Origin of the sequence: Pseudarthrobacter raffinosi (assembly GCF_023913735.1) — a bacterium.
Classification (GTDB): Bacteria; Actinomycetota; Actinomycetes; order Actinomycetales; family Micrococcaceae; genus Arthrobacter; species Arthrobacter raffinosi.
On record NZ_JAMXBH010000013.1, the window covers coordinates 73210 to 98602 of the forward strand.

General features: G+C 61.5%; 23 protein-coding genes and 1 pseudogene. 2 read left to right on the plus strand and 22 right to left on the minus strand.

Annotated features, from left to right (window positions below):
- Positions 1 to 3: 3 nt before the first annotated feature.
- From NG698_RS13545 to NG698_RS13605, 13 genes and pseudogenes are all read right to left on the minus strand, one after another.
- Positions 4 to 275 (minus strand): annotated as a pseudogene (locus NG698_RS13545) (thiamine pyrophosphate-dependent enzyme); the annotation flags it as partial.
- Between the two features lie 175 nt (positions 276 to 450).
- Positions 451 to 1485, minus strand: a complete 1035-nt coding sequence (locus tag NG698_RS13550; RefSeq protein WP_252610385.1) for a PDR/VanB family oxidoreductase — start codon at positions 1483 to 1485, stop codon at positions 451 to 453.
- Positions 1482 to 2594: an aromatic ring-hydroxylating oxygenase subunit alpha gene (locus NG698_RS13555; protein WP_252610387.1), complete on the minus strand. Its 1113-nt coding sequence runs from the start codon at positions 2592 to 2594 to the stop codon at positions 1482 to 1484. The genes NG698_RS13550 and NG698_RS13555 overlap by 4 nt, the downstream gene beginning before the upstream one ends.
- Positions 2595 to 3155: 561 nt before the next feature.
- Positions 3156 to 3755, minus strand: coding sequence for a TetR/AcrR family transcriptional regulator (locus NG698_RS13560; protein ID WP_252610389.1), 600 nt, complete (start codon positions 3753 to 3755; stop codon positions 3156 to 3158).
- A 114-nt stretch (positions 3756 to 3869) separates the two neighbouring features.
- Positions 3870 to 4862: an amidohydrolase family protein gene (locus NG698_RS13565; RefSeq protein WP_252610391.1), complete on the minus strand. Its 993-nt coding sequence runs from the start codon at positions 4860 to 4862 to the stop codon at positions 3870 to 3872.
- A 52-nt stretch (positions 4863 to 4914) separates the two neighbouring features.
- Positions 4915 to 6348 carry an aldehyde dehydrogenase family protein gene (locus NG698_RS13570; protein ID WP_252610393.1) on the minus strand — a complete coding sequence of 478 codons (1434 nt, stop codon included), beginning with the start codon at positions 6346 to 6348 and terminating at the stop codon, positions 4915 to 4917.
- A gap of 57 nt (positions 6349 to 6405) precedes the next feature.
- On the minus strand, positions 6406 to 7287 hold the full coding sequence (locus NG698_RS13575; protein WP_252610395.1) for a cyclase family protein: 882 nt from the start codon (positions 7285 to 7287) through the stop codon (positions 6406 to 6408).
- A 2-nt stretch (positions 7288 to 7289) separates the two neighbouring features.
- On the minus strand, positions 7290 to 7862 hold the full coding sequence (locus NG698_RS13580; protein ID WP_252610397.1) for a nuclear transport factor 2 family protein: 573 nt from the start codon (positions 7860 to 7862) through the stop codon (positions 7290 to 7292).
- A 162-nt stretch (positions 7863 to 8024) separates the two neighbouring features.
- Positions 8025 to 9323 (minus strand): acyl-CoA dehydrogenase family protein, encoded by a 1299-nt coding sequence (locus NG698_RS13585; RefSeq protein WP_252610399.1) that lies wholly within the window; start codon positions 9321 to 9323, stop codon positions 8025 to 8027.
- A gap of 74 nt (positions 9324 to 9397) precedes the next feature.
- A complete protein-coding gene (locus NG698_RS13590) occupies positions 9398 to 10501 on the minus strand; it encodes an oligopeptide/dipeptide ABC transporter ATP-binding protein (protein WP_252610401.1) in 1104 nt (367 codons plus the stop codon).
- Between the two features lie 83 nt (positions 10502 to 10584).
- Positions 10585 to 12555, minus strand: coding sequence for a dipeptide/oligopeptide/nickel ABC transporter permease/ATP-binding protein (locus tag NG698_RS13595; protein ID WP_252610403.1), 1971 nt, complete (start codon positions 12553 to 12555; stop codon positions 10585 to 10587).
- Positions 12552 to 13493, minus strand: coding sequence for an ABC transporter permease (locus NG698_RS13600; protein WP_252610405.1), 942 nt, complete (start codon positions 13491 to 13493; stop codon positions 12552 to 12554). The genes NG698_RS13595 and NG698_RS13600 overlap by 4 nt, the downstream gene beginning before the upstream one ends.
- An 84-nt stretch (positions 13494 to 13577) precedes the next feature.
- Positions 13578 to 14987, minus strand: a complete 1410-nt coding sequence (locus NG698_RS13605) for an ABC transporter substrate-binding protein (protein ID WP_252610525.1) — start codon at positions 14985 to 14987, stop codon at positions 13578 to 13580.
- 788 nt (positions 14988 to 15775) lie between these two features.
- On the opposite strand from NG698_RS13605, the gene NG698_RS13610 reads away from it, so the two are divergent.
- Entirely contained in the window at positions 15776 to 16582 is an 807-nt protein-coding gene (locus NG698_RS13610; protein ID WP_252610407.1) for an SDR family NAD(P)-dependent oxidoreductase, read from the plus strand.
- Between the two features lie 457 nt (positions 16583 to 17039).
- Here the strand turns inward: NG698_RS13610 and NG698_RS13615 are convergent, their stop codons facing one another.
- From NG698_RS13615 to NG698_RS13650, 8 genes are all read right to left on the minus strand, one after another.
- Positions 17040 to 17699, minus strand: a complete 660-nt coding sequence (locus NG698_RS13615; protein ID WP_252610409.1) for a TetR/AcrR family transcriptional regulator — start codon at positions 17697 to 17699, stop codon at positions 17040 to 17042.
- Positions 17700 to 17842: 143 nt separating this feature from the next.
- Positions 17843 to 18487: a GntR family transcriptional regulator gene (locus NG698_RS13620; RefSeq protein ID WP_256471073.1), complete on the minus strand. Its 645-nt coding sequence runs from the start codon at positions 18485 to 18487 to the stop codon at positions 17843 to 17845.
- 220 nt (positions 18488 to 18707) lie between these two features.
- The gene (locus tag NG698_RS13625) at positions 18708 to 19037 is read right to left on the minus strand and encodes a Dabb family protein (protein ID WP_252610413.1); all 330 of its coding nucleotides are present in this window, start codon (positions 19035 to 19037) and stop codon (positions 18708 to 18710) included.
- Entirely contained in the window at positions 19034 to 19960 is a 927-nt protein-coding gene (locus NG698_RS13630) for a VOC family protein (RefSeq protein WP_252610415.1), read from the minus strand. The genes NG698_RS13625 and NG698_RS13630 overlap by 4 nt, the downstream gene beginning before the upstream one ends.
- Before the next feature lie 3 nt (positions 19961 to 19963).
- Positions 19964 to 20830: a fumarylacetoacetate hydrolase family protein gene (locus tag NG698_RS13635; protein ID WP_252610423.1), complete on the minus strand. Its 867-nt coding sequence runs from the start codon at positions 20828 to 20830 to the stop codon at positions 19964 to 19966.
- 97 nt (positions 20831 to 20927) lie between these two features.
- A complete protein-coding gene (locus NG698_RS13640) occupies positions 20928 to 21764 on the minus strand; it encodes a fumarylacetoacetate hydrolase family protein (RefSeq protein WP_252610425.1) in 837 nt (278 codons plus the stop codon).
- Positions 21761 to 22414: a VOC family protein gene (locus NG698_RS13645; RefSeq protein WP_252610427.1), complete on the minus strand. Its 654-nt coding sequence runs from the start codon at positions 22412 to 22414 to the stop codon at positions 21761 to 21763. Before NG698_RS13645 ends, NG698_RS13640 begins: the two co-directional genes overlap by 4 nt.
- Entirely contained in the window at positions 22411 to 22845 is a 435-nt protein-coding gene (locus NG698_RS13650; RefSeq protein WP_252610429.1) for a nuclear transport factor 2 family protein, read from the minus strand. The genes NG698_RS13645 and NG698_RS13650 overlap by 4 nt, the downstream gene beginning before the upstream one ends.
- Positions 22846 to 23498: 653 nt before the next feature.
- Between NG698_RS13650 and NG698_RS13655 the strand changes: the two genes are divergently transcribed.
- On the plus strand, positions 23499 to 24653 hold the full coding sequence (locus tag NG698_RS13655) for a flavin reductase (RefSeq protein WP_252610431.1): 1155 nt from the start codon (positions 23499 to 23501) through the stop codon (positions 24651 to 24653).
- A 128-nt stretch (positions 24654 to 24781) separates the two neighbouring features.
- Here the strand turns inward: NG698_RS13655 and NG698_RS13660 are convergent, their stop codons facing one another.
- Complete coding sequence (locus NG698_RS13660) at positions 24782 to 25264, minus strand: Lrp/AsnC family transcriptional regulator (RefSeq protein WP_252610433.1); 483 nt, start codon at positions 25262 to 25264, stop codon at positions 24782 to 24784.
- Between the last annotated feature and the right edge of the window lie 129 nt (positions 25265 to 25393).

The following is a 25393-nucleotide window of genomic DNA, read 5'->3' on the forward strand; positions in this document are numbered from 1 at the left end:
TTCCTATTCCGGGGTCATGTTGCGGCCAATCTGGATCTGGTCGTTACTCACCCCGGGCACCATCTGTTAACACCATCGGCCACACCATGAAGTCCGGGCTCAATACAAAATCGATGACCACGGGGCGGTCATTGATTTCGGGCCTTCTGGATGGTCGCATCAATGTCCTCGTCACGTTCGCATCGGAACGAAGCGCAGCCGTACGCATTCGCCAGCTTGACGAAGTCCAGAATCCGGACGGTTTCGTGGCCGGCGTTGAGGTCCGTGTTCGACCATCCTGTGCCTCAGGCGACGAGGGTCAAGCCGCTTGCGCATTCAAACAGAGGCCCCGGCTACCCGTCATATGGAGCTCCCTCCGCACCCGCCTATGAAGTGACACTTCATCAGACTTGCGGCCCGAATCGATGATGGTTATATAGTCCATCGAGTCTTCTGCGGTGCGGAATGCGATCACGTAATGTCGATCGTCACGATGGCCGACTCTCTCGAAGCCGACTGTCCGCTAGTCTCCACGTCCGACGAGACAGGGCGAACCACTCGTGACACGCAGGCGCACATCTTGCGCGAGGCGTTCTTTTGCTCTTCGCTGAAGAACACGTCGCGGTGATCTATGCAACCGTCCAGTCCCAGGACTTTGACCTCGCACAGTCCGCATTCACCTTTCAGGCAGTCGAACATCATCTCAGCGCCTGCTCCTTGGATGGCCTCGAGCATGGAACTGTCCGGTGCAACGGCCGTTTCGATCCCGAGACGCGGAATCCGCACAATGAACTCTTCCGGGTCGAACCAGCCGCTGTTGCCGAATGTCTCGAATCGCAGATTGGTCAGTGGAAGCCCGGTATCGCTCCATTTGCGGCGCACTGCGTCCATCAGCCTGATGGGCCCGCACATGTACGCCTCGATGGCTGGGCTGAGGTCGTCGTTGGCAATCTGATCGACGAGTTGTGCCACGTTCAGACTGGTGTCCTCATCGTCGACACAGGCCCGCAGGCGATCGCCATGCTCGAGCTCGAGCTCGGCAAGGAATGCCATTCGTGCTCGCGTACGACCGACGTAGACAAGGGTGTAATCAGCACCCAGCCGACGGAGCATGCTCGCCATGGCCACCATTGCCGTGATGCCGATACCTCCGGCGATCAGTGTGTAACGAGCCGCACCCACGCGCAGAGGGAAGTTCTGCAACGGCCTCGTTGCATTCAACTCATCCCCGACCCGCAACCTGTGCATGAACTCGGAGCCGCCGCGCGACTGCGGCGCGCGGTGCACTGCCAGGGTGTGCCGTCGTCCGTCCTCACTAGTGTTCACCACCGAATATGAGCGAACTTCGGAACCCCCCTCGATCGCAACCTCGACATCCAGGTGCGATCCGGGGGCCGCCCGCTCGACACGCGAGGATTCCAGCACGATCCGCTGGATTCCGTCAGCGACCGGGCCGCATGCAACGACACGGACCGCCTGCCAGCCCATCGAGTTCGGGGCCGTCATTTTTCACTCATCCGAACCGGATCAGCGTGGCCGGCCGCGTTGCGTTCGTCCTGAAGCATGCGTTCGACGATGCGACGCGCCCACATGCCGCCCGCGTCGATGTTTAGGCTGTAGAACTCATAGTCGGGGTTGGCGTCAATGGCCTGCTGCTGCGCGACGAGCATGTCTTCGTCCTGCCTGAAGACACGGGCGACACCCTCGCGCATCCGGGTTGTCGCCGATTGCATGTCCAGCGCATAGTTGCGCGTGATCGCCCAGTAATAGGCGCACGACTTGCTCGTCACAGGGGTGATGGTGTTCATGACGTAGTTCTCAATGCCACGACTGCGATCACCTTCGGGCGCACCCGTGCCGGCTTCGGCAACGCCCACGTCGATGCAGATCGTCGAGGGTGCCTCGTACCGGATGATCTGCCATCGGTCCACCTTGCCCCGGAAGCCCGGAAATTTGTCCTGCATATTCCTGGCGAGAAACGGCGGCGCATCGATGTTCAGCATCCAGCGACTCAGAGTGACACTGCGCTCTTCCCGTGTGACCTCGAAATCGGACTCACTGAGCTCTGCTTGGCCAATGCTGCCGGCATGCACGAATTCCTCGTGAGTGAGATCCATCAGGTTGTCCAGTACCAACTGGAAGTTGGCATCGACCTCGATCCGCAGCCCGTCACCCGCCCATTCGGCCGAATCCATTTGATGCATGTCGGGGATGCTGGCGGGGTCTGCGACAGTCGGGTCGCCCAGCCATACCCAGAGGAAACGATGGCGCTCGACGATCGGAAAGGACGGCACCATGGCGCTCGGGTTGATGGTCTCTTGCGCCGGCATGAAGGTGCAGCGTCCCGCTGAATTGAACTTCAGGCCGTGATACGGGCACTGCACGCCATCGCCGTCGACCCGTTTGCCCATCGACAGCGGCGCGAGACGGTGCCAGCAAGCGTCTGCCAGTGCAACGGGACGCCCGTCGTCTGTGCGGTATAGAGCGAGTGGTCGCTCGGCCACGGTCCGGGAGATGATGGCGGTGCTTGTGACCTCATGATCCCACGCCGCCACATACCAGGCATTGAGCGGATGCTCCATCGTCTTTTTTGTCGTTGATGCAACAGTTGTCATGAGATTCTCCAAACAGTGCTTGAGAGGTTGTGAAGTTGTGCGCTGGAGTGACGGAGCGCAGTGACCGAATCAGGTCCCGATGCGGCCACCGTCCCGCGGGCAACCGACTCAGGTCTTCGGATCAGGGTCGGTCGGCGAAACCGCATCGCCGGGTGTTTGACAGCAAGTATCGACCGCGGCCAGCACGCTGCGGCGAGCTGCGTCCATGGTGTACCTCGACCAGCAAATTTCATCATTGAACCCTCTCCTATTCAGGCAACGGCCCGCCGATCACCTTCGGTCGCCCAAACAACTTCCTATGCGTTGGCTTGAACGCCGATCAAGATGACGCTACGAAGCGTACGTTGGTGTTTGATCTGAAATTACGGTCTGGCAGCATATTATACGAAGGAACTTTCATAGATAAAGCTTACTCAAGACATAGGGATTTGTCTTGAATCTGAATCAAGAGATTTAGGAAGGTTTCGCGCAAGATGGATGCTGGGGGCCGACCGCAGCGCACCTGAGACGTGGCGCACGCGGAAGGGGACAGCGGTGCAATGCACCTCAAGCCGAGTACCGCTAGGCCGAGGAGGATTGCGCCTTATCATTTTTCACTAGATCCGTCGGATCTGAATTAGGTGCCCCAAAGGCTCCCAGCGACTTCAGGAGGAACCTGATCATCTCAGTCGCTGGCCGCGACGCGGGTTCAGACACGTTCGCACCCTCGAAGAGAGAGACAACGATATCGATGATCATCCTCCTCTCCGCGGTCTCCGGCTGCTCATCGACTACCCGTCCAACCAATGCCCTGATCCAATCGAGAAAACGCTCGTGTGCCTCGCGGACCGCCTCCGATTTGAGCATGCGCGTGTGCATCTCCTGATGCAAGCCGCGGAACACGCGCATGTCACCCAGACCTCGCACAAGTGCCGTGAGAGGATCGAGGTCCTGCCTCCCGTAGTCGAGCTCGCGTTGTAGCATACGGTCCATCACTGCGGCGAAGAGCTCATCCTTCGACTGAAAGTACCAGTAGACATTGGCGGGCGCGACGCCCGCCGCAGCGCTGATGTCGGCTATGCTCGTCTGCGCATAGCCGTGCTTCAAGAACAGCGCCGTAGCCTCCGTAATGAGTTCGAGGTAGCGCTCGTCGCGGGGGATCTCCTGTCGATTGCGTGCCATGAGAACTCCCCTGCTTGGTTCGGGCGACTTATGGTAGGTCTGCCCATTGTGATCGGGGACAAGGAAGCGCCCGCTACGCGGGTTCTCCTCGCCTTCCGCTGCGACTTGCGCGATTCACTGATTGATGGATGAAGACGAAAGCATGTTGTCCGCGTTGCGCCAGGTGATCGCGCAGTGTTGTTCCTCGCTCAGCAGGGCGCTGTTGTCCAGTGCGGCGGTGAACTCCTCCGACTTTCCTGCGGCGTAGGGGTAATCGCTGCCGAACAGGATCCGTTCCGGGTCAGCGAATGCGGTCAGAGACGGAAGGACCAGTGAGCTGGTGGAGAGAGCGGTATCAAGGTAGAAGCACCGAAACTGCCTCATCAGCGTTTCCTTATCGGGAGCACCCGGCAGCATTGAGCCGCCTGTTGCGAACCTGTCCGCAGCGTACGGGAGGAACCCGCCCGCATGGGAGAGCACCCATCGTACATTGGGGTATTGCGCGATCACGCCATGGAACACCAGGTCAACCGCTGCCCGGGTCGTGGCGAATGGGAAGTCCACCAGGGACGCGGGTATTCCTTCCAGACCTGGAAGGGTCGTGCTGTCGGGGTGGATCAGAACGACGGCAGAGCGTCGGTCGAGTTCCTCCCAGAGCGGCTCGAAAGTCGGGTCCCCGAGGAACATGTCGCCGTAGTTGGTGAACAGGATCACCCCGTCGACGTCCAGGTGGTCGTACGCATGGTTCAGCTCGGTCAGCGCGGCCTCTACATCGGGCAGTGGCAGTGTGGCGAGATTTCCGAATCGGTCCGGCCATCGCTCGATCAGGTGGGCAGTGTACTCGTTAGCCCGCCTCGCCGCTGAAGCGCGCTCGTCCTCCGGCCAGGGCAGCACGCCCGGTACGCTCAGCGAGAGGTAGGCTTTCGATATTCCCTGCCTGTCCATGCTGGCGATCGCCGCTTCGGGCGACCACTCCGGCAGTCGGTGCGGCGAGGGATGCTCGCGGAGATGATCGACCCAGAACGGCGGGAGAACGTGCTGATGGATATCGATCTTGGGTTTCGGTGGGGTCTCTGACATGGATTGGTTCACCACGAGGATGCCTTCTTTCGTCGTATTGATCTTCACGCACCTGTTATCCGTCGGGCCCCCGCGTAGGGACCCGACGGAACGTGGGTGCTCAGGCGCGCGGGATCGACTTGGTGAGCTGGTAGCGGGAGACTAGATCCATTCCTCCGCCGAGCGAGCTGTGCTTATAGAAGCTGCGGACCAAGTCGACGTTCGGAGCCCCGTGCTTGCCGTTGATGAGGACCTCGCCGGTACCGAGGCGCCTGGCGAATTCGGTGGCGTGCTCTATGTCGCGGCTGAAGACGCTGCCGCTCAGCCCGAAGTTGGTCGCATCGTGTAGTGCGGCGGCCTCGTCCTCGGTGTCGTAAACGGCCACGCACAGCACTGGTCCGAAGATCTCCTCGGTGAAAATGCGCATCGAGGGGTCAGTATCGGTGAATATTGTGGGCTCGATGTAGTAGCCGGAGTCGAAACCTTTGGGTCGGCCGCCACCCAGCACGAGTCGGGCACCCTCCTGGACACCGAGCTTGATGTACTCCTCGACTCGGTCCCGCTGGGCTGCCGTCGCGAGCGGACCGAGCAGGTTGTCCGGATCCGAGGTGTCGCCGTAGGACAGGCTGGAGAGCTTTTCGACCATAGCGTCGAGCACCTCCTGATGCCTCGAACGAGGCACGATCACCCGTGTGATCGCGTGGCACACCTGACCGGAGAACGGCAGGCATCGCCACGGGATCGAGTCGGTGAAGACCTCGATGTCCGCGTCCTCGAGAAGGACTGCGGCGGACTTGCCGCCGAGTTCGGCTGTGAGGGGTTTGAGGTTCTCGGCACACGAGATGGCGATCGCCCGGCCAGCCGCGGTAGAGCCGGTGAAGGAAACCTTGTCGATACCAGGGTGGGCGACGAGGTTGGCCCCCGTCTCGGCGGCTCCGGTGACGATGTTGATCACGCCGGGGGGGACCTTTGCTTCCCGGATCGCTTCGGCGAGCAGATAAATATCCAGAGAGGTTTCTGGGGATGGCTTGACCACGACGGTGCAGCCGGCGGCCAGGGAGGCGGCGATCTTCATCGACAGCAACGCCTGCGGGGAGTTCCACGGAACGATGGCCGCGACGACTCCGAGAGGTTCCTTGCGTACGACGGTGCCGTGCTCGCCACCGGGAAGCACTTCCTCGGCGAGGATCGCCGCGGCGTTCTTGGCTCCATTGCGATAGATCGCTTCCGTGATGCGCTTGTTCTGGTTGACCCACCACTGAGGTGCACCGTTTTGCCGGGAGACCAAAGCGGCGATGTCGTCGCCCCTTGCGGCGAAAGCGTCGGCGAGTCTGCTGAGGACCTCGGCGCGCTCGGCGCCTGTGGTCTGACTCCACGTGCTGAACGCCGTTCGGGCCCCCCGCACGGCACGGTCGATGTCCTCGGCGTTGCTGATCGGGACTGTTCCCAGCACTTCTTCGGTCGCTGGATTTATGGCGGTGAAGCGGTCCTTGGAGGCTGCTTCGACGAATTCACCGTCGATGAAGAGATCATCGTGATTGATCGGGGTGTTCACTGGCGTACTACGCCCTTTCATGTTCGGTATGAGGCAATCGCTTATTCGGTTGGGGGATCAGAAAATCGCCATTGGGTTGATCGGGAGACCGGTCGCACCCTCGAGGCGTTGAGGCGCCAGGACCAGCATGAAGCTGTTCCGGCCTTCCTCACGGCACACGCGTACGAGTTCGGTCGGGTCGGCGCTGTCGACCAGCGGCATTCCCATTCGGACGATGCCGACGTGGTGCAGTGGCGAGCGGATGCCGGGGTTGTGGGACGGACGGACGTCGCGGATGTCGCCTAGATAGACGGAGACATCGTGGCGATGCATCCAGGCCACCGCGTCCAAGGTCATACCCGGAAACGTACCGCCGGTATCCTTGGACAGGTCCCATCCACCGTGCACCACGAGGGCATCGCCCGGCAGAAATTCGGTGCCGGTGCGCGCCAGCGCGCCATCGAGATCGGCACCCGTCACGCCGTAGTCCACCGGGAGCGGCCCGTCTTCGGCCAGATCGATCAGGACGCCGCGAGTCAGCACGCCTCCGGCGAAGATCGAGGATGAACCCCGGGATATCCCTGCCGCGTTTCCGCGTTCGCTGAGAGGGACCCCGGGATAGACCATCCCGTCCACGACCGTGTGGGTGAGCGCATCGATGTGGGTCAACTGCGGGTGATGTGTAGTTATCACCAGCAACTCGGCCATCGCCATGGACGGCGAGCCGGTGAACATCATGGCCTGTTGCACAGCCGCCGATCCGCCGAAGATCGGGGTGGGGCCCGCGATAAGGGGGGTGGGCTTTATCGCGTGTGCGAGTGAGACCGTCCTGCCACTACGTGCTTCCGTGACGGCGCGGGCACGAACCTCGTCGGTGATGAGGTTCAACGTACCCCGGTCATCGTCCGGTCCCCAGCGCCCATAATTCCCGGGGAGCGCGTTGCCTTCCGGCGTTGCCATGCTCATCCCTCCAGCCACGCGGCGGCGTCGTCGTAGAGCGCTGTCAGCTCTTCCGGACGATCGATGCCGTAGAGATCCTGGCTGACCTCGATTCCCTCGAGCACCCGGGTGTAGGCCAGGAATCGATAGGAGTGACGCAGTCCCGAGAGCGAATCGGGGTCGATGCCGAGGCTGGTGCCCGACACGGCGGGATCGAGCGTATCACCTTCGTTGACGGCATGCAGCGAACTGATTTTCCAGGTACCGCCGCGATTCTCGACCCGGTAGAGCAGCCGCATGAAGGAGACGAGGACCGCTTCGGTGCCGTTCACCGGTATCCATCGGGTCGTCGTGGACGGCAGCTCGACGAAACCACGCCGCCCGCTCACCCGGATCACGGGCGGACCCACCCGATTGAGGATTGGGCCGCTGTCGGCTGACCGGGTCGCGGCGCCCGCCACGAATGCGGCGGCGCTGCCCTGCGACCAGCTCGTCTCAACTGTGGCGTCCTCGTGGAAGCAAGCCATGAGTTCGTCCGACAGCATTCGCACTCGGCTCTGGCGCTCCCGGAGCACCACCTCGCTGATCTCTGTCACGCTATCCATTTTTCTCCTAGTCTCATTTAGCCGTCTCACTAGCCGCTCAACCTTGGCCACCAGTTCCTCGAGACGGGCCCCATTAGGCAGGGTCGGGCAACCTTTTGAACTCGTCACGATCGGGGCAGCAGATCTTGACACTCTCGGACCCCGGACTCCTCGTCAGAGAAGCCTCGTGATGTTCTCCTCCAGGCTGAATCCCAACAATGCCTTGCCGTAGATTTCCCTCGATGCCGGCGGGACAAGCGTCCCGTGCCGGCCCGCAATATTGGAATCACGCCACATACGCTGCATCGGGCTGGATTCGGCAAAACTTCCGGCCCCGTGAGCTGTGAGCAGAGTGTCGATCGCCTCTTTCACGCAGGTAGCTGCGCGGGCCGCATCCGCCCGGATGCGAGCACGTGCCACATAACTCGGATATTCATCCCTCTTAGCGGCCTCATCGATATCCGCGGCGGCCCTATAAACATGGAAGTGCGCTGCATCGATCAGCATCGCCGCATCGGCGATTTGCAATTGAAACCCTACAGACTCGCGCTGCTGGGTATATATCGTGTTGGGAATCGTGCGCTTTTCCGCCTGGTCAACGGCAAGTCTCAACGCCGCCCGTCCCAGCCCGAGCTGAGCACCCGTGAGCACAAGCGTGAAGGCAGCCTGAAACGCCGAACGGTAAAGGGGCTCATCAGTATATTCCGTGGGGTAATCCCCGCTGAGAGCGCGGGCCACTGAAAGGATCCGATGGTCTGGAATGAATGCATCCTCCACCACGATCGCATTGCTTCCCGAACCGCGCATGCCTACGACATGCCACGTATCTTCAACGATGTAATCCGGACGGGGGATGAGACCGAGCCCAAAATCAATGGTCTCTCCGCTCTCATCCACCAGGGGGAATCCGACCATCACCCAATCTGAATGCAGCGTTCCGGAGCCGTAGTACCACGTTCCGTTGACCCGGAAGCCACCATCGACACGACGCGATTCCCCGCGGGGGGAGAAAACGCCGGCTACTCGAGCATCCGGATTGGCTCCGAAGACCTCGTCCTGGGTCTGCTTCGGCAGCATCCCGACGCCGATTCCCACCGTATTGATAAGTGTGACGACCCAGGCCGTCGACCCGCAGCTCTCAGCCAGAGTAGCGGCCACGTCGATGATCGTCCGGATATCGGCCTCATGCCCTCCGTAACGTTTGGGGACCCCAAGCTTGAAGAGACCGGCGTCAGCCAGCGCCTCGATCACATGCTCCGGAACTCGCCGTGTTTCGTCGATTTCCCGCGCGCTTTCGCGCAACATGTCCTTGAAAGACGCTGCGGTCGCAATGAGATCGTTGCGCTTTTCGTCCACCTCATAGGTAACCGTGTAATTGCGTTCGCCATAGTCGACGGATCCAACGGCTACCGACGGGTCCACCCCTCCGTCTACGACCATCGACTGGTAGACCGAACTAAGTGAGTCAGCCATTCCTTTTCTCCAGATTCTGTTGATTCGAAATAAGATATTTATGTGCGGTACAGGTAGGCCGTGTATCTGGCCGTTTACGCCGTGTTGTGGGCAGTCCACTCACTGCCGGCAGGCGATCGATTCAGATCCCGCCCATCCCTCGTCGGCGACAGCGGGGAAGCCGACGACGGATCGACGATCTCAGGATGGCCGGATTCAGGGTCGTAGAGATGGCACGCTACCTGGTTGGTGCCGGTCTCGATCAGCCGCGGACGGGTGTCGTGACAGACGTCCGCGACGTGGGCACAGCGGGAGGCGAAGGGACATCCGGACGGTGCCGCAGTCGTCCCGACGACCCCTGTGACGGCGGCCGTGCTGGCCCCCAATTCATTCTGGCGCTGTTTGCGGCGTTCCGCCTGACGACCGGGATCGGGCACCGGGGAGGCTCCGACAAGGACGCGGGTGTAGGGATGAAGCGGCTTGTCAGCAACGTCCAAGGTTCTCCCGGTCTCCATGATCTGGCCCCGGTAAAGCACAACAATGCGATCGCTAATGTAGCGGACGACGTCCAGATCATGGGAAATGAACAGGTAACTGACGCCATTGCGGTCATGCACCTCGCGCAGCAGATTGAGCGTCTGAGACTGAGTGGAAAGGTCCAGGGCGCTGGTCGGTTCATCACAGACGATCAACTGGGGAGAGAGGACCATGGAGCGAGCGATCGCGACACGCTGGCGTTGTCCACCGGAAAGCTCTCGGGGCAGCTTCGCCGCGGTCTGGGGGGCCAGGCCCACCAAACCCAGCATCCGGATCGCCTCGCCCTCAGCCTGTTTTCTGCCCATGCCCTTGTGCAGCCGTAGAGGCTCGGCGACGCTGCGCCCGATCGTCCACCGGGGATTGAGAGAGCTGAGCGGGTCTTGGAAGACGACCTGGATCTTGCTCGCCAGCGGACGACGGCGACGGCCTCTCAGCCGGGTGATGTCCTGGCCATCGAATGTGACCTGGCCGGCGGTGGCGTCGGTCAATCCAAGTACCGCCCGCCCGATGGTCGACTTGCCTGAGCCTGATTCACCCACGAGGCCAACGACCTCGCCCGCACCGATGCGGAACGAGACCTTGTCCACCGCACGAACCCGGGCGCGTCCTGACCGGAACTCGACTTCGAGATCACTCACCGTGAGCAGATCGGGGGATTCCACCCCTACGCTCCGGCCTGCCGGGCCCTCCTTATTAGCAGAATCTCTGCCCGGCCCGTCAGGACCTGGGCTCAGAGGCTTGGTGTTCATATTCGCTCCGTGACATGTTCTTCGTCGGCGAACAGGCAACGACTGAGATGCCCGGGCGCTGGCGTGGCCAGTTCGATGGTCTGGGTCGTGCACGCGGACACGACACGGGGACAACGGGACGCGAAGTGGCAGCCGCCCGGCCATTGGCCCGGGGAGGGGACCACTCCCGGAATAGTGGGCAGCTCCTGGTCACGATCGACATCGTGCGGGGTCGCGGCGAGCAAGAGCTTGGTGTATGGGTGGCTGGGTGCGGCGAAGAGCTCGGCAACCGGTGCCTGCTCAATCACTTGACCCGCGTACATCACCACTGCACGACTGCAGAAGTCGGCCACCACACCGAAGTCGTGGGTTACCAGCAGAACAGCCATCCCCGTTTCCGCCTGCAGACCGCGCAGGAGATCCAGAATCTCGGCCTGGACGGTGACGTCCAGAGCCGTGGTCGGCTCATCGGCGATCAGCAGCCTGGGAGATCCGGTGAGAGCCAATGCGATCGCGACGCGTTGCGCGGTCCCCCCTGAGAGCTGGTGGGGAAAACGCTTCAACATTGACTCCGGGTGCGGGATCCCGACCCTGGCAAGCAGTTTGATCGCTTCCTCTCGCGCCTGGGACCGGGAGAGCTTATTGTGTCGGCGCAACGCCTCGATGAGCAGGCTCTGCACGCTGAAACAAGGATCCAGGGCCACCAGCGGCTCCTGCGCAATGTAGGCGATCTGCGAACCACGGATCGACGTCCATTGCCTCTCGGAGAGCCGGGCCACGTCGCGTCCTTCCAGGAACACTTGGCCCCCGCTGACTTGGGCTCCCTCCGACAGCATCCCCAGGACGGCTCGGGAGGTCACGCTCTTTCCACAGCCCGATTCCCCCACCAACGCGACCGACTCCCCTGGCCTGACCGCAAAGGAGACCTCGTGCAACAACTCGACGTCCCCGGAGGGGCCCGATGCCGTCACCGTCAGCCCTTCCACAGCCAGTAGCGGCGCCGGCCCGGGCTCAGAACCAGCCAAGGGCTCCACCACGGGCGTCCGCGAGTTGCCCGGTGTGCCGGCCCGCCGCGGGGTCGACCGACGGCGGGGAATGCGCTTTACAGGTCGGTCTGTGAGGGCATCACCGAGGAAGTTGAACGACAGGACAGTCAAGATGATCACAAGTCCGGGCGGGACCATCTGCCACGGTGCGACCACGAGGACCTGCGTGGCGTCAGTGACCATACCACCCCACGTCGGAGCCGGCGGCGGTGGTCCCAGACCGAGGAAGGTCAATCCGGCTACCGCAAGACAGCCCAGCCCCAGGCCCAGCGTTGTCTGCACGACCACAGGGGTGAGAATGTTGGGCAGGATGTGCCGCAACGCGATCCGAGAGGACGATAACCCCTGTACCCGACCGGCGTCGATGAACAACTCCGAACGAATCGCCTTGGTCGAAGCCCGTACCAGCCGGATGAACCCCGCCGAGATGATCACACCGAAGACGGACATCGCCATCGTCAGGTCGTTGCCGAACAGACTTGCCGCCGCCAGCACGATGATGATCGCCGGCAAGGAGAACAGTCCGTCAGCGATGCGGGAGATCACCGTGTCCCAGGCCCCGGATGAGTATCCTGCGATCAGCCCGAGAGGTAGCCCGATGAGCACCGCGACGGCCACAGCAGTGACGGTGGCGATCATCACCGCACCGGTACCGAAGATGACCCGGGACAGCATGTCGCGCCCCAGCCGGTCGGTACCTAGCCAATGCTCCCAGGAGGGACTCTGCAGACCCATTGGAAGGTTCTGCGTCAGCGGGTCCTGGGGTGCCAGCAGTGAGGGCGCCACGCTGGCGATCACCAACAGGGCGAGCCACACGAGTGCCACCACGGCCGTCGGCTGTCGCAATCGGCGCAGGAGATCCGACCCCCGACGGGGTGCGGACGCTTGTTCCGGCGTTACCGGGGCAGCATCCTTCATCTCTTCTTCGGTTGCCTGACTCACTGGTCCCTCACCTTCGGACTCAACCACAAATAGGACAGATCCACGAGCAGATTCACGATCAGCACCATCGCCGTGGTGTAGATGACCATTCCCTGCAGCACCGGGAAGTCACTCGATGCAGTCGCCTGCACCGTCAGCGCCCCCAGCCCCGGAAGTGCGAAGACCCGCTCGACCAGGACCGCACCTCCCAGCAACGAGACGAACTGCCACCCGACAATGGTCACGACCGGGATCGAGGTATTCCGCAACGCGTGCTTGAAGATGATCGAGCGGCGCGGCAGCCCCGCTCCACGCAGCGTCTGCACGTACTCGCTCTGCAGCGCTCCCTGCATCGCAGCGCGCGCCTGGCGCGCGATCGCGGCGACGGACGCCGCCGCGATCGCCGTGATAGGCAGAATCATAAAGTACAGCCATTCACCCGGGGACTTGGCGAACGGGACGTACCCGACCGAGGGAAGCCACCCCAGCCCCACGGAGACCACCACCACCAGGGCTGACCCCAGCCAGAAGTTCGGCACCGCCACGCCGACACCGGTGACTATCCGGATCACCCGATCCAGCCAGCCGCCGAAGACAGCCGCGACCACGCCCAACACGGTCCCCACCGCGAAGCTGACCAAGACCGCAGTGATCGCCAACGACAACGTCACCGGGGCTCGTTTGTTCAAGATCGACAGGACCGACTCGCCCGACATCGTCGATTTTCCGAAGTCACCCGTCAGCAGCGACCCCATCCAGTTCAAGTACTGCGTCAGAACGGGGTCATTGAGTCCCATCTGCCCGCGCAGCGCCGCCACCCGCTCCGGCGTGGCCCCCTCACCGAGGATCGCCACCGCGGAATCACCGGGCACGAGTTGCAGCAACACAAACATGAACGTTGCCACGACCCACAACATCGGGATCGCCAACAGGACCCTGTTTATGATGATTCGACGCATTGCCCTACCCTCCTCCGATTGTCCATCGTTCTACTCCATCTTGACTTTGACGTCACCCGGGTCTCGGGCCGCAAGCTCATAGGTTTAGGTGGCTGGTTGCCAGTTGTAGAAGAGTGGGGTGTTTTCGGAGGTGAGCATCTCAAGGCCGGTCACCTTTTTGGGGTTGAAGAAGTAGTACTGGGCGTCGAATCCCGCGCTGACGTACCATCCCATGTCGAGCAACTGTGCTGACGCATCGCGCAGGGCGGTCTCGTCGCCGCCGGCGGCTTTGCCCATGTACTCCGAGAACTCCGCGTCCGTGGACTTGAACGTGTTGAAGTTCGCGTTCGGTCCGAAGAACTTGTTCAGTATCGAGTACGGCGGGGCGCCCTTCAGCGGGTAGACCGTGGCCGGGTAGTTCGTCTTCAGGACTTCGGACAGGTAGGTACTCGGGTCTTTCACTTCCTGGGTGACGTTTACGCCGATCTCTCCCCAGTAGTTGGCCACGGCCGACAGGAACGCGTCGAACTGGTGCACCGTGGTGGTCAGAACCGGCATCGAGAAGCCGTCGGCGTACCCTGCCTCGGCCAGCAGTTCCCGGGCTTTGTTCGGGTCGTAGGGGTAACGGTCATTAAGTGCGGAGTCGTAGCCCGGCACGCCCTCCGCGGGAATCTGCGGAGTGGGAACACCGTTCTCACCGAACAGCGTCTTGATGACCGCGTCACGGTCGACCGCGTAGTTCAGTGCCTGGCGAACACGCTCGTCCGCCAGTGCCGGCACGAGCTTGCCGGCACGGTCGTTCAGCAGGATGCTGAACGGGGAGACGTTACCGAGGACGTGGGCCATCCCCGCCGATTCCGCCTGCGCAACGCCCTGGAAGTTCCCGGGAACGATGTCAACCTGGCCCGACACCAGCGCGTTGATCATAGAATTGTTATCGGGGATCACGCTGAAGGTCACCTTCGAGAACGGGTATGCCTCGGAGTTCCAGTAGTTGTCCTTCTTATTGAAGACATAGCTGGAGGCGGCGATGCTCGCGTCCGCTTCGAAGTTGTACGGACCCGTGCCGTTGACCTCGTTCACCATCCGGTCAGGGGCGGCAACAAGATCCGGGTGCGCCATCATCCCACCGCAGGAGGAGAACAGGAAGGGCAGGTCAGGGTCCGGGTGATCCAGATCGATCGCAAGTTCAAGATCCGAAATGACCGTGATCTGCGGCTTGTTCGCCGCGAACTGCGACGTGATTCCCGTCGGCGTCGCAACGGAGCGCTCCAGGTTCGCCTTCACAACGTTGGCGTTCAGCGGGGTTCCGTCTTTGAACGCGACCCCGTCGCGCAAAGTCATCACGAACTTCGTCGGCGTCTCGTACTCCCACGACTCGGCCAGAGCCGGCTCGAAGGTACCCTCCGGCGTCTCCCGGGTCAACGAATTGTAGACCGCAACGAACATGTTGCTCTGGGCACCGGTGCACTTGTACGGGTCCCATGACTGCAGGGGCGTCTGGATACCCTTCACCAACTCGGCAGGCGCACCACTCCCGCCTTCCGTCCCGTCTTCAGGACCAGAAGCACAACCAGCAGTCACACCAGCAACCATTGCCAACGAAGCAACGAATGCTAAGACACGTCTGGGATTTTTTATCATCTCTTAACTCCAGTTCATAGCCGTCCGTGGGACCGCTCCGATCGCCACAATGCGAACGGATCTCGGTCAATCACGGACTCCGCGTAGTCGGGTCAAGCGGACGCAAACTAACAGCCTTATCTTGGGGGCTCAAGCAGTTGTTTCTGCACAAAGCCGTACCTCGCTGTACGCTCCACACCCTCTTGTATTCCAATCAACATACGCCTCGGCACCACTTCGGTCAACAGTAAAGATTTTAAGTGTGCCCGAATCATGCCTGGCAGGAATACAAGCGACGCCATTTCTCTAACGGGTGAGACGGACATTTACCCGCGCGAGGTCAGCGGCCAAAATTGGCGGAATACCGGGGTTAAGTGCCAGTCTGGGCGATGGTTCAGGAGCCCCATCGACTCCAGGCTGAAACCGGACCCGGGACTTCATATGAGGTGCTTGATGCCCTTACGGCCTCAGCGCGACCATTGACGGATGGCGGTCAAGAGTTTATGTTGAGTAGCATTCAAGAAGAGCAGGAAAGGGTAGGCAAGGCCTTAGCGTCGACCTCGCCGCGCACACGCCTGCATCACTCAAGCGAGCCCCAAGCACACCCTTCAGGCAGCATCGTCTCTCGTGACCGGTGGAGTCTTCTGCCGCAACCAATTACAGAACGAATAGGAGAAGAAGTGCTGGATTTCAACGGAAAGACTGTGGTTATCACCGCGGGTGCAAGTGCCATGGCGCGCTGTATCGCCCGGCTCATGGGCGGCCGTGGTGCGAACCTTGTGATCGCCGACATCGACATGGCGGCGGCCGAGGCGCTGGCGGCGGAGCTGCCCTCTGCAGTGGCAGCAAAGTGCGACGTACGGTCGCCCGAAGATATCGAGCGCGTCCGTGACCTCACGATCGATCGGTTCGGCCCCGCCGATATCGTCATGAGCCACGCGGGGATCGGTTCCGCAGGGCTCGTGCAAGATATCTCTGACGAGGACTGGACCCGGCTTCTCGATCTCAATGTCATCGGCATGGCACGTGTCATCAGGGCATTCCTACCCGACATGCTGGCCCGAGAATCCGGTCACCTCATCTTGACAAGCTCCAGCTTGGCCCTGCTTCCGGGCCATCCCGTCAGTGTGGTCGCCGCACCGTACATCACGTCGAAAGCCGCAGTTATCGGGCTGGCTCAGGCCATCGCGACAGCACACAGAAGCCAGGGCATCAAGGTAACCCTTTTCGCTCCCGATGCGACGGATACTGGATGGGCTCCCGAGCCTGCCCGCGACGCAGGACGCGATAAAGTGCGCGAGATCGTCGCAGGTCTACCGCAATATTCCAGGCACACACCGGAGCACGCCGCGGAAGTTCTGATCGCAGCGCTCGATGAGGGCAGGTTCCTTGCCTCAGCGACGCCGAATCACGAGCAGCTGCTTCGCCTTCAAGCTGATGCGCTCCTTGACCCGTCTGCCTTTGCTGCCGTATATGTGCCGGCGTAAGAAGTCCGTGGAAATCTGACCGTGCTTGGTTATGGTCCGCGTACCGATCCTCCGCCGCCAAGCAGGACACTGGACGACGTTGAACACTTCCTCGGACACCCCGATGGAAATGGAACACCCACCGCGCACGTGGCCTTGGACGATTTGAAAAGCAGCGGGTCCGGCCAAAATGCACGTATTCTCTGCGGGTCTCCCGTACCTTCAGAGTGACCCCAACGGTATCTTTCGAGGCACGATATAGACGTACGACTTGCTCGCTCCGACGTTTGACCATCCCCCGGAGGGGCGCTTCCGGCGCCGCGCAATACGTTTGCTTGAAGCCGCCAGGGTAGTTGCCGGGGCCTACTCAGAGGTCGTGCCCGCGTCCGGCAGACTGCGGCTGAAGTTCTGCAGCCGCGCCGTGCTCACCACAGCGCCTGACTCGGAATGAAAACCATCTTGTCGGTGGCCATGTACATCACGGCTTCGCTGTGTCAGCAAAGTGCTGATCCAATACGTGTGGCGCAGGGTCTGCCACCTGGCGGGAACCGTTGTGGCTTTCCTGCTTGCCCCCGAGACTTGCCTGTGCCGGATAGGGCTTGAGGAAGGACTGCAGAACGAAGCGGATCATCTCGGGTGCCGTCCGTAAAGGTGGGTCGAACGCATTTGCCCCTTCGAACAAGGACACGACGATGTCGGCCACCAATTCGCTGTCAGCGATGCCAGGATTTTCCTGGATTACCTGGTCCACCATTTTCCGGATCCAGGCCAGGAACCGGTCGTGGGATTCCCTTACTGCATCGGAGTCCTGCATCCGGTGATGCATGGACTGGTGCAGGCCCCTGAATGGACGCATGTCGACCAGGCCGCGGATGAGGAACGATAACGGGTCGAGCCCGTTGAGTTCGTGTTCCAGTGCTCGTATTTCCCGTCCCAGCATACGATCCATCACCGCTGCAAAAAGCGCGTCCTTGGAGGGAAAGTACCAGTAGACGTTGTTCGTGCTGACGCCTACTGCCGCACCGACCTCGGCCATCGTGGTACCGGCATACCCTCGTTCTAGAAAGAGTTCAGTCGCTGCAGTCAGGACTTCGCCACTTCTTTCCTCGCGCGGGATCGCTAATTTGTTCTTCGGCACGCCGGCTACCTTCTTCGTCAACGGTCTAAGGCGGCAAGCCCGCCCTCTTGAACGTAGTTTACTGAATAGCGGCCCACAAAACAGCGTCGAGGGTCTCTTAGTCAGCTTGCAGGAAATAAACGGCGCTTAAGACCCAATCACCTTCAGGCATGACCCTTGGCGGGACCTGTCATGCTCCCCCCTGAGAGTGCGGCGTTCGTTTGCTGGCTATAGGCCAGTAATACCGCTGTGGCCCGCTCGAAATGTTCTTTCAAGGCAGCAGCCGCGCCTGTACCGTCGCGGGCTACGGCAAGCTCGGCAATGGTCCTGTCCTCGTTGACGGCATCACGGTATGGATCTTGTCCGCTCGGGAGGGACCAGTGACGGTACAGGAGTGAACAGTCCCGCAGTTTCGTCGCGGTTGACTCAAGGCGGGGGCTCCCGGCTCCTTCAAGCAGTGCGCGGTGGAAGGCATTGTGCGCCTGAGAACAGGTGCCGTGGAACTGTCCTTCACCTCCCGTGTATGTCGTTTTCTGAAGGGTGTGATGGGCGGCGATCACCGCTGATTCCCAGGCGAGATCGCCTTGGTCGGTGGCCTTACGGAGCGTCACCGTTTCGATCAGCACTTGGGAACGGGTCAAATCCAACAGATCTTCAGGAGACAGCGGACTCACGCAGAACCCGCGTTGCGGAAGAGCTTTCACCAACCCATCTCCCGCCAAGCGGATCATGGCCTCACGCACGACGGAAAGATTAACCTGATATCGCGTGGCGAACCCCGTCATTCTGAGCTTGGTGCCTCCTTCCATGCCTGCCAGGACCTGTAGTTCAAGTCCGTGGCTGGTGAGGCAGCCTACGCGGGCGCCGAGCACCGGGACCGTGTGCCGACGGCGCCGTTCGATCCGAGTCTTGTTGTCCGGAAGCCGGACAGTTTCTGGTCCAGTGGGGTGGTGGACTCAAAATTCGTGTTGATGGCGGATGTGCGCGGTTGATCTCCTGCTGCCGGTGCTGGGGCACCGGCAGCAGGGTTCAGGCGCCGGTGCCGAGGAACTGGACTCCGTGTTTCTCGGCTATCATCGTGGCCGCGTGTTCGGCCACGATCTGCTGATGCTGTGGGTGGGCGAGATAGTTTTGCAGTGTCTCGGCGCTGTCGAAGGTTGCTGCCACCGCGAAGTCGCCGTTGCCCTCCCGCATTCTCAGGTCCGGCCCGCATTGAAAGGAAATCAGCCCGGGTAGCGTGCTGACCAGTGTGCGCAAGGCTTCGTCGAGACGCCGGACTGCGGCCTCATCGACGTTTGGCTTCCAGCGGAAGACCACCACATGGTGGTGCCCTTGGCCGTTATTCTGAGTGCCGCTCATTGGATGCCTGGGCTGTGCTGGCCAGCCATCAGTGCGGTCAGGTCTTCGGGTTCGAGGAACGACGGCGGTGGCGGCGGTCCCCAATTGAAGAGTCCCTGGGCGCCGAAGAAGGTTTCCGGGGTCCAGATTTCGTCCTCGGGGATGCAGTCCATGTCCGAGTAATACTCGGAGAAGTTCCCGGCTGGGTCCTTGAGGTACCAGAAGAAGTTCGAGCCGGCGTGGTGGCGGCCGAGGCCCCAGACATGGCGGTGCGGGTTGCCCTCCAGCATTTTTTTCACACCCCTGCCGATGTCGTCGATGTCATCGACCTGCCAGGAGGTGTGGTGCAGGAAGTTCACCGGCGCGGCCAGGGCCAGTACGTTGTGGTGATCTACGGAGCAGCGCATGAACGCGCCTTTGTCCCCGATGTAGTCGGAGATCTTGAAGCCCAGGCCCTCGGTGAAGAACCCCATGGTGGCTTCCAGATTTGTGGTGCCCACTACGCAGTGTCCCAGCTTCTTTGGCCTTACTGGTGTCTCGCGCACGACTCCGGGCGCCCGACCATAGCGATCGATTCGGCCCGGCCCGTTGTATAGGGTAGCCGCCACCGGCACTTGCACGATCCGTGGCGCCACCTCGATCCGTGCGGTGAAACCAGATACCGGTTCGATGGCCCGCAGGGTATTCCCATCGAAGGTCCGGGGCACTCCGAGTCGCTCCAGGCGCGCACTGATCTGGGCGATGTCGTCGGGACCGTCCGCCCCTACACCCAGCTCCACGAGGCGCCGGGTGGGCGCATAAACAACGCGCAGCTGTTTTCCGCCATCACGGGTGGCGAACGAACCCTCGCCGAGGTGTTCCAGGCCGAACTCGCTGTAGTATCCAATCGTTTCGGTGACGTTGGGCACGCCCATTGTCACGCTTGTCAGACGGTGCAGTGCCATTTCTCAGCCCTCCGCTTCCGGAGCCTTGGACACAAAGGTTTGGCGCATCTCGCCGAGACCCTCGATCCGGCTGACCAGCTCATCACCGGGCTGGAGGAATTGCTGAGGTGTGCGGCCGACGCCGACACCGGCCGGCGTGCCGGTGAAGATAATGTCGCCCGGATAGAGCGTGATCGTTTGTGAGAGTTCCGATACCAGCCTGGCGACCGGGAAAATCAGATCTCTCGTGCTGCCGTCCTGCATGGTCTGGCCGTTGACCGCGCAGGACAGACTGAGTTCGTCACGGTCCGGGACAGCATCCGGTGTCACAAGCCACGGCCCGACCGGCGCGAACTTGGGAAATGACTTGCCTAGGCTGAACTGGGGTGCCGGGCCAGCCAGCTGTGACACCCGTTCGGAGATGTCCTGGCCAATCGTAAGACCGGCAACGTAGTTCCAGGCCTCGTCCTCTTTGACCCGGGTAGCGGTCCGCCCAATGATGGCGACCAGTTCGACTTCCCAATCAGTGTTTCCGCCAGCCGGCAGCACGACTTCGGCGTCGGGGCCGGTCAGGCTTGATACGAATTTGGTGAACGTGGGCGGCAGGCGGTCAGGAGCCGCGAAACCGGACTCGGCCGCGTGTGCGCTGTAGTTCAGGCCAATGGCGACAATCTGCTTCGGCTGCGGCGACGGCGAGCCGAGTTGGTCCCGGGTGAACGTGACCTCTGCCGTGACCGCGGCGTGGTCGGCCCAGACCCGAAAGCTGTCCCAGTTCTCAAAGATGGCGGACAGTCCAGGACCAAACTTTCCATCCGACGAGTGTTCAACGTCGATGCCGGCGTCATCGCTGGCAAGCAGGACCGCACGGCCCTCCACATTAGCGAGTCTCATGGTTCTTCCTCTCGATTTCTCCGGCAACTCGCCGGCAGTTGTTAAGTAAGGCGGGATGGCCGGCAAGCGTCTGTTGAGCCGGCTCCACGCGGCCCCTTCACTGGCAGGTGTTCACCAGCTCACCGACGCCGTCGATGGCAATACGGACCGATTGGCCGGGCCGAAGGAATTTGCCCTGTTTGTGCCCCACTCCTGCGGGGGTGCCGGTGAGCACGACATCACCGGGTTCCAATGTGGTTTGCTGTGACAGATAGGAAACTATTTTCGAGACCGGGTAAATGAGGTCGCTGGTACGGGCATCTTGCCGGAGTTCGTCGTCGACCCAGGTGCGCAGCCGGAGATCATCTGGGTCCGGCAGTTCGTCGAGGGTCACCAGGTAGGGGCCCATCGGCGTGAAAGTATCAAAGCTTTTTGCCGTCGATACATCGGCTGGGCGGCCGGGTACCCGGCCCTTTTGGACATCGCGGGCGCTGACGTCGTTGCAGATGGTGTAGCCGGCGATCCCGGCCAAGGCCTGTTCCTCAGTGACCTCGGACAGCCGCCGGCCGATTACAACACCGAGTTCGCCTTCGTAGTCCACCTCGTTCGGCGCCACCCGCGGGAACCGGATCGGCTTCGAAGTGCCGATGACCGATGATGGAGCCTTTAGGAAGATCATCGGTTCGCTGTTATCAGATGTGTGCCCCACCTCGGCGCGGTGATCTGCGTAGCCAAAGCCGACGGCCCAAATTTTCGATGGCCGCGGGATGGGCGCCAACAGTTCGACCTCGCTGAGCGTCGTGCGTCTGCGCACGGGGGCTGTCGCGATCTGGTCCACGGTGCAGCCGCCGAGCAAAGCCTCACCGAGGTCGCGAAAGTCGATGTCCAACAGGTCGACAGTGTTGCCGTCGTACATCCGGCCGACACCCACGCTGGTACTGACCAGACGGGTCATGACGCCTGTGCCTTCGGTTCCAAGCTCAGGAGGCTTTCGCGCGGTTCTCCAGCGTGGAAGCGGGCCGAAAACTCCTTGGCATCAAGCTCCAGGCCGGACGGGTTAGCCGCGAAGGTGTCACTGCGCATGAAGGCCAGCTCCTCCTCAGCTGTTGCATAGTTCGAGCAGGAGAACTCGATAATATTCCCGTCAGGATCGCGAAAGTAAAAGCTGGTGGCTTGGCCGTGGTTGGCGGCACGGTGAGGTATCGCCGCGATGGCACCCATGTATTCGTATTGGCTTATCAGCTCTTCCAGTGAGCCAACACTGAACTGGAAATGATGCAAACCCGGGCCCGTGGGGGCGGTACCGGCAAGGCTGTCAATGCCGAACAGAGCGAGCACCTGGTGGTGGGGATGCCCGTTGTCGTGAATCTTGAAGAACGCCAGGTGAACATCGACTGCCCGTTCCGGCGTGCCTGCCGGCCGCGGCGGGGCGTCCGCATCGGGTGTGCGATGGAAGAAAGGCGTGCTTCCCAGCAGATGCGAGTACCAGGTGAACATTTCATCGAATCGTCCGGTCTTGAGGACGAGCTCGCCCATCTGCAGCGGCACCGCTTGCGCGCGGACCTCTCGTGGGGTGTCCTGGCCGGTAATTGATTCGGTTGTCATTTGTGCGCTCCTGTCGCTTGAAGGGTGGGTGAGTCGTGCAGAGGTGTTGACGTTCGGGCAGCGATCTTCCAGCCAGCCGCAGTCAGCCGGAAGTGATGGACGGTGTCCAGCACACGGTCGAGGGCATAGCGACCGTCGGGATGGCGAACATGAAGCATGACCAAGGCCGAAATAGCGACCTCGGCGTCGGACACCTGGCGCACCAGCGAATTCGCGATGAGATGGACGGTATGCCGGTCAGTTCGGCCCTCCCGGGCCGTAAGAAACCCGAGGATCTCTGCTCGTCCATGCAGTCGCTGGCCGTGTGCTTCAAACTGTGCGTCGTCTGCGAAGTGGGCAATCGCTGCCGTCGCTCTCCCCCGATCGATGTCACCGTGATACTCGACGATAATCGCGTGGCACTCTGCCCCTGGATCATTCTCTGTTTCCATTTGTGATCTGAGCCTTTCTACGCTCTTGAATGTGATACAAGATATACGGAGCAATCGATGCCAGTCAATAGCCCGTAGTCGTCTTGACTAAGCCAGGTAGACTTCAGGCCAATTTCTATCGGATGCAGATGCCCCTCGGCGCCGTCACCACTAGCGAGCGAGCCACCGGCCGCTAGGGAGCGCATCGGTTAGGCAGCATCAAGGTTCCACCGCGAGATTGTTGTTGGCTTGGACCTTCCGGATTCTGAACTTGCCTCAGGTGTCGCTGATTCCGTCGGCTTGTGCCAGTGCAGTTCCGTACCGGCCGCGGGCCGCAGCGGCCCCAAGGGGGTTGATGTTGGGATGCTCGCTGTCGTTGCCGAATGCAGCAGCAGTGCGGAGGTAATCGGTAGGTTCGGGCAGGTTGCAGCCGTAGTTCGGCCATAGGGGCCTTGTGCCGCACGGGCGGGAAGGAGGATCCTGCCCTGGTTACTGGAGGCCGCTGCCGTGGGGCGAAGGTTTGCCGGCTCTTCGATTGGTCCCGTTGTGCCGTTGACGGGGTTGCGGAAAGCGATCTATGATGAATCAGGTTCAAGAGGATAGGTGAAGCGCACCTTTTACCTCAGCGGCGCGATGTCTGTCGCCCGCGACTGATTTCCAATGGAGGAATTACCATGTCGCTTCCGTTCGACGCCCGCTTGTTCCGTGAGGCTCTTGGGCATTATCCGACTGGCGTGGCAGTAATCACCGGCATCGGCGCTGACGGCAAACCGGCCGGAATGGTTGTTGGCACGTTTAACTCGGTATCGCTCGATCCGCCGCTTATTGCATTTTTTCCGACTAAGGATTCACCGAGCTTCGCCTATCTCAGGTCGGCGGATGCGTTTTGCGTCAACGTGCTTGCCTCCGATCAGGAGGAGCTGTGTCGCCGGTTTGCTACAGGCAAAGACGCAAAATTCGATGGCGCAGGATGGCGCCCTAGTCCACTTGGCGCTCCCATCCTCGACGGTGTAGTGAGTTGGATTGAGTGCACGTTCGACGACATTCGCCCGGCCGGCGACCACTTCGTAGCCCTCGGCCTCGTGCAGGACTTCGCCGTTGACCGGTCGACGTTGCCGCTTCTGTTTTTCCAGGGCGGATACGGACGATTCACGCCCAGGTCGCTGGCCGCCGCGCCAGAGCCGGACCTGATTCAGGCGGCGCACCTCGCAGAGGCAATACGAGGCGAGGTTGAGGCGGTGAGCTCTCGGTTTGGCGTCAACTGCAGCGTCCTGGCCAAGATCGGCTGGGATGGCGTCCATGTGCTCACCGCTGACCGCGGCTCTGTGCCTAACCCTTTTCAGCTTGGGCAACGCATGCCGATTATTCCTCCAACGGGAGTTGCCTTCATGGTCGACTCCTCACCCGAGGAGATCGAGGAGTGGCTCGGACGAGCGCCGTTCGTGGGAGATGACCGCAAGGAACTGTTCCGTCAGGTGCTGGACCGGGTTCGTGACCGCGGCTATTCGGTGCTCGCCGCAGCACCAGAGGTGTTCCAACACCACCGTGAGGTCGTCACGGCGTTCGAAATGTCCGATCGGCTGCCGCGCCAGCGCGGGATCGTGCAGCAGGCCACGGCTGAGCTTGCGGATCTCTACGAGCCTGATCTCGTGAAAGGAAAGCAGTATGAGATCGAGTCAATCGTCGTACCTGTCAAGGCGATCCCTGGCCATCCGCAGATCGCCATCCGAATGACGGGAATCGCCGGATCGGTGTCTTCGGAACAGGTCGAGATCTGGATCGAGGCGCTCCAACTGGTCGCCGCGACTGCAGCGGAGCGACTTCGGTAAGTCCGGTCAGGTGCCGTAGGCCCTACAGACCGCACGTCGCAAACAGCGGCACTCCCCCTGGCCAGCACTGCTAGGTGGCCGCTCTGGATGCCCCGAGTCATCACCAAGGTAGGCGTCAGGGGTGCCGTTCAGTTTTTGGCGTCATCTGCGTTCAGCAGTTGCGCGATGCGGTAGCTTACGAGTTCACGCATGACAAGTCCGGTATTTGTTCGTTTGACGCCGTCAGTGCCAAGGATTCGGCCGGCTATGCGGTACAGATCGTCCGCGTCGCGGGCGACCACGTGGACCAGCAGGTCGCTGACTCCGCTCAATCCCTGTACTTCCAGGACCTCCGGTATCTCGCCGAGGGCCTTGCCTACAGAGGCCAGCTTGCGTTGCGTGACCTTGGTAACGATGTAAGCACTCAGCGGGTAGCCAAGGAATGCAGGGTCGATCCTGCGCTCGAAGGACCGCAGCGCTTCTTCTTCCGCATATCGGGCGAGCCGGGAACGCACGGTATTGCGGGCAAGTCCCGTGGACTCTGCAACGGCGATGTTCGTGGCGTCAGGGTCTGCGATGAGCGCTTTTAGCAAAGCCGCATCGATGGGGTCGGCCTTCCGGTGGGTGGTCATTTTGTTTAGTCTCCTGAAACGGCTCGGGTAATCAAATGCGCATAATGCTCATATTATGCCTCATCGCTTGTGCAGAGTGTTTATGCGTGGTGGACTTATGAGCATTCCCCACCGCGGTATGAGCGATCA

Coding starts and splice junctions, on each gene's coding strand:
- NG698_RS13640 (WP_252610425.1), bottom strand. CDS start 21,764: ATGACCCGTCTGGTCAGTACCAGCGTGGGTGTCGGCCGGATGTACGAC.
- NG698_RS13650 (WP_252610429.1), bottom strand. CDS start 22,845: ATGGAAACAGAGAATGATCCAGGGGCAGAGTGCCACGCGATTATCGTC.
- NG698_RS13585 (WP_252610399.1), bottom strand. CDS start 9,323: ATGGCTGACTCACTTAGTTCGGTCTACCAGTCGATGGTCGTAGACGGA.
- NG698_RS13600 (WP_252610405.1), bottom strand. CDS start 13,493: ATGCGTCGAATCATCATAAACAGGGTCCTGTTGGCGATCCCGATGTTG.
- NG698_RS13560 (WP_252610389.1), bottom strand. CDS start 3,755: ATGGCACGCAATCGACAGGAGATCCCCCGCGACGAGCGCTACCTCGAA.
- NG698_RS13625 (WP_252610413.1), bottom strand. CDS start 19,037: ATGAGCGGCACTCAGAATAACGGCCAAGGGCACCACCATGTGGTGGTC.
- NG698_RS13555 (WP_252610387.1), bottom strand. CDS start 2,594: ATGACAACTGTTGCATCAACGACAAAAAAGACGATGGAGCATCCGCTC.
- NG698_RS13660 (WP_252610433.1), bottom strand. CDS start 25,264: ATGACCACCCACCGGAAGGCCGACCCCATCGATGCGGCTTTGCTAAAA.
- NG698_RS13550 (WP_252610385.1), bottom strand. CDS start 1,485: ATGACGGCCCCGAACTCGATGGGCTGGCAGGCGGTCCGTGTCGTTGCA.
- NG698_RS13635 (WP_252610423.1), bottom strand. CDS start 20,830: ATGAGACTCGCTAATGTGGAGGGCCGTGCGGTCCTGCTTGCCAGCGAT.
- NG698_RS13645 (WP_252610427.1), bottom strand. CDS start 22,414: ATGACAACCGAATCAATTACCGGCCAGGACACCCCACGAGAGGTCCGC.
- NG698_RS13575 (WP_252610395.1), bottom strand. CDS start 7,287: ATGGCAACGCCGGAAGGCAACGCGCTCCCCGGGAATTATGGGCGCTGG.
- NG698_RS13630 (WP_252610415.1), bottom strand. CDS start 19,960: ATGGCACTGCACCGTCTGACAAGCGTGACAATGGGCGTGCCCAACGTC.
- NG698_RS13655 (WP_252610431.1), top strand. CDS start 23,499: ATGTCGCTTCCGTTCGACGCCCGCTTGTTCCGTGAGGCTCTTGGGCAT.
- NG698_RS13620 (WP_256471073.1), bottom strand. CDS start 18,487: ATGGAAGGAGGCACCAAGCTCAGAATGACGGGGTTCGCCACGCGATAT.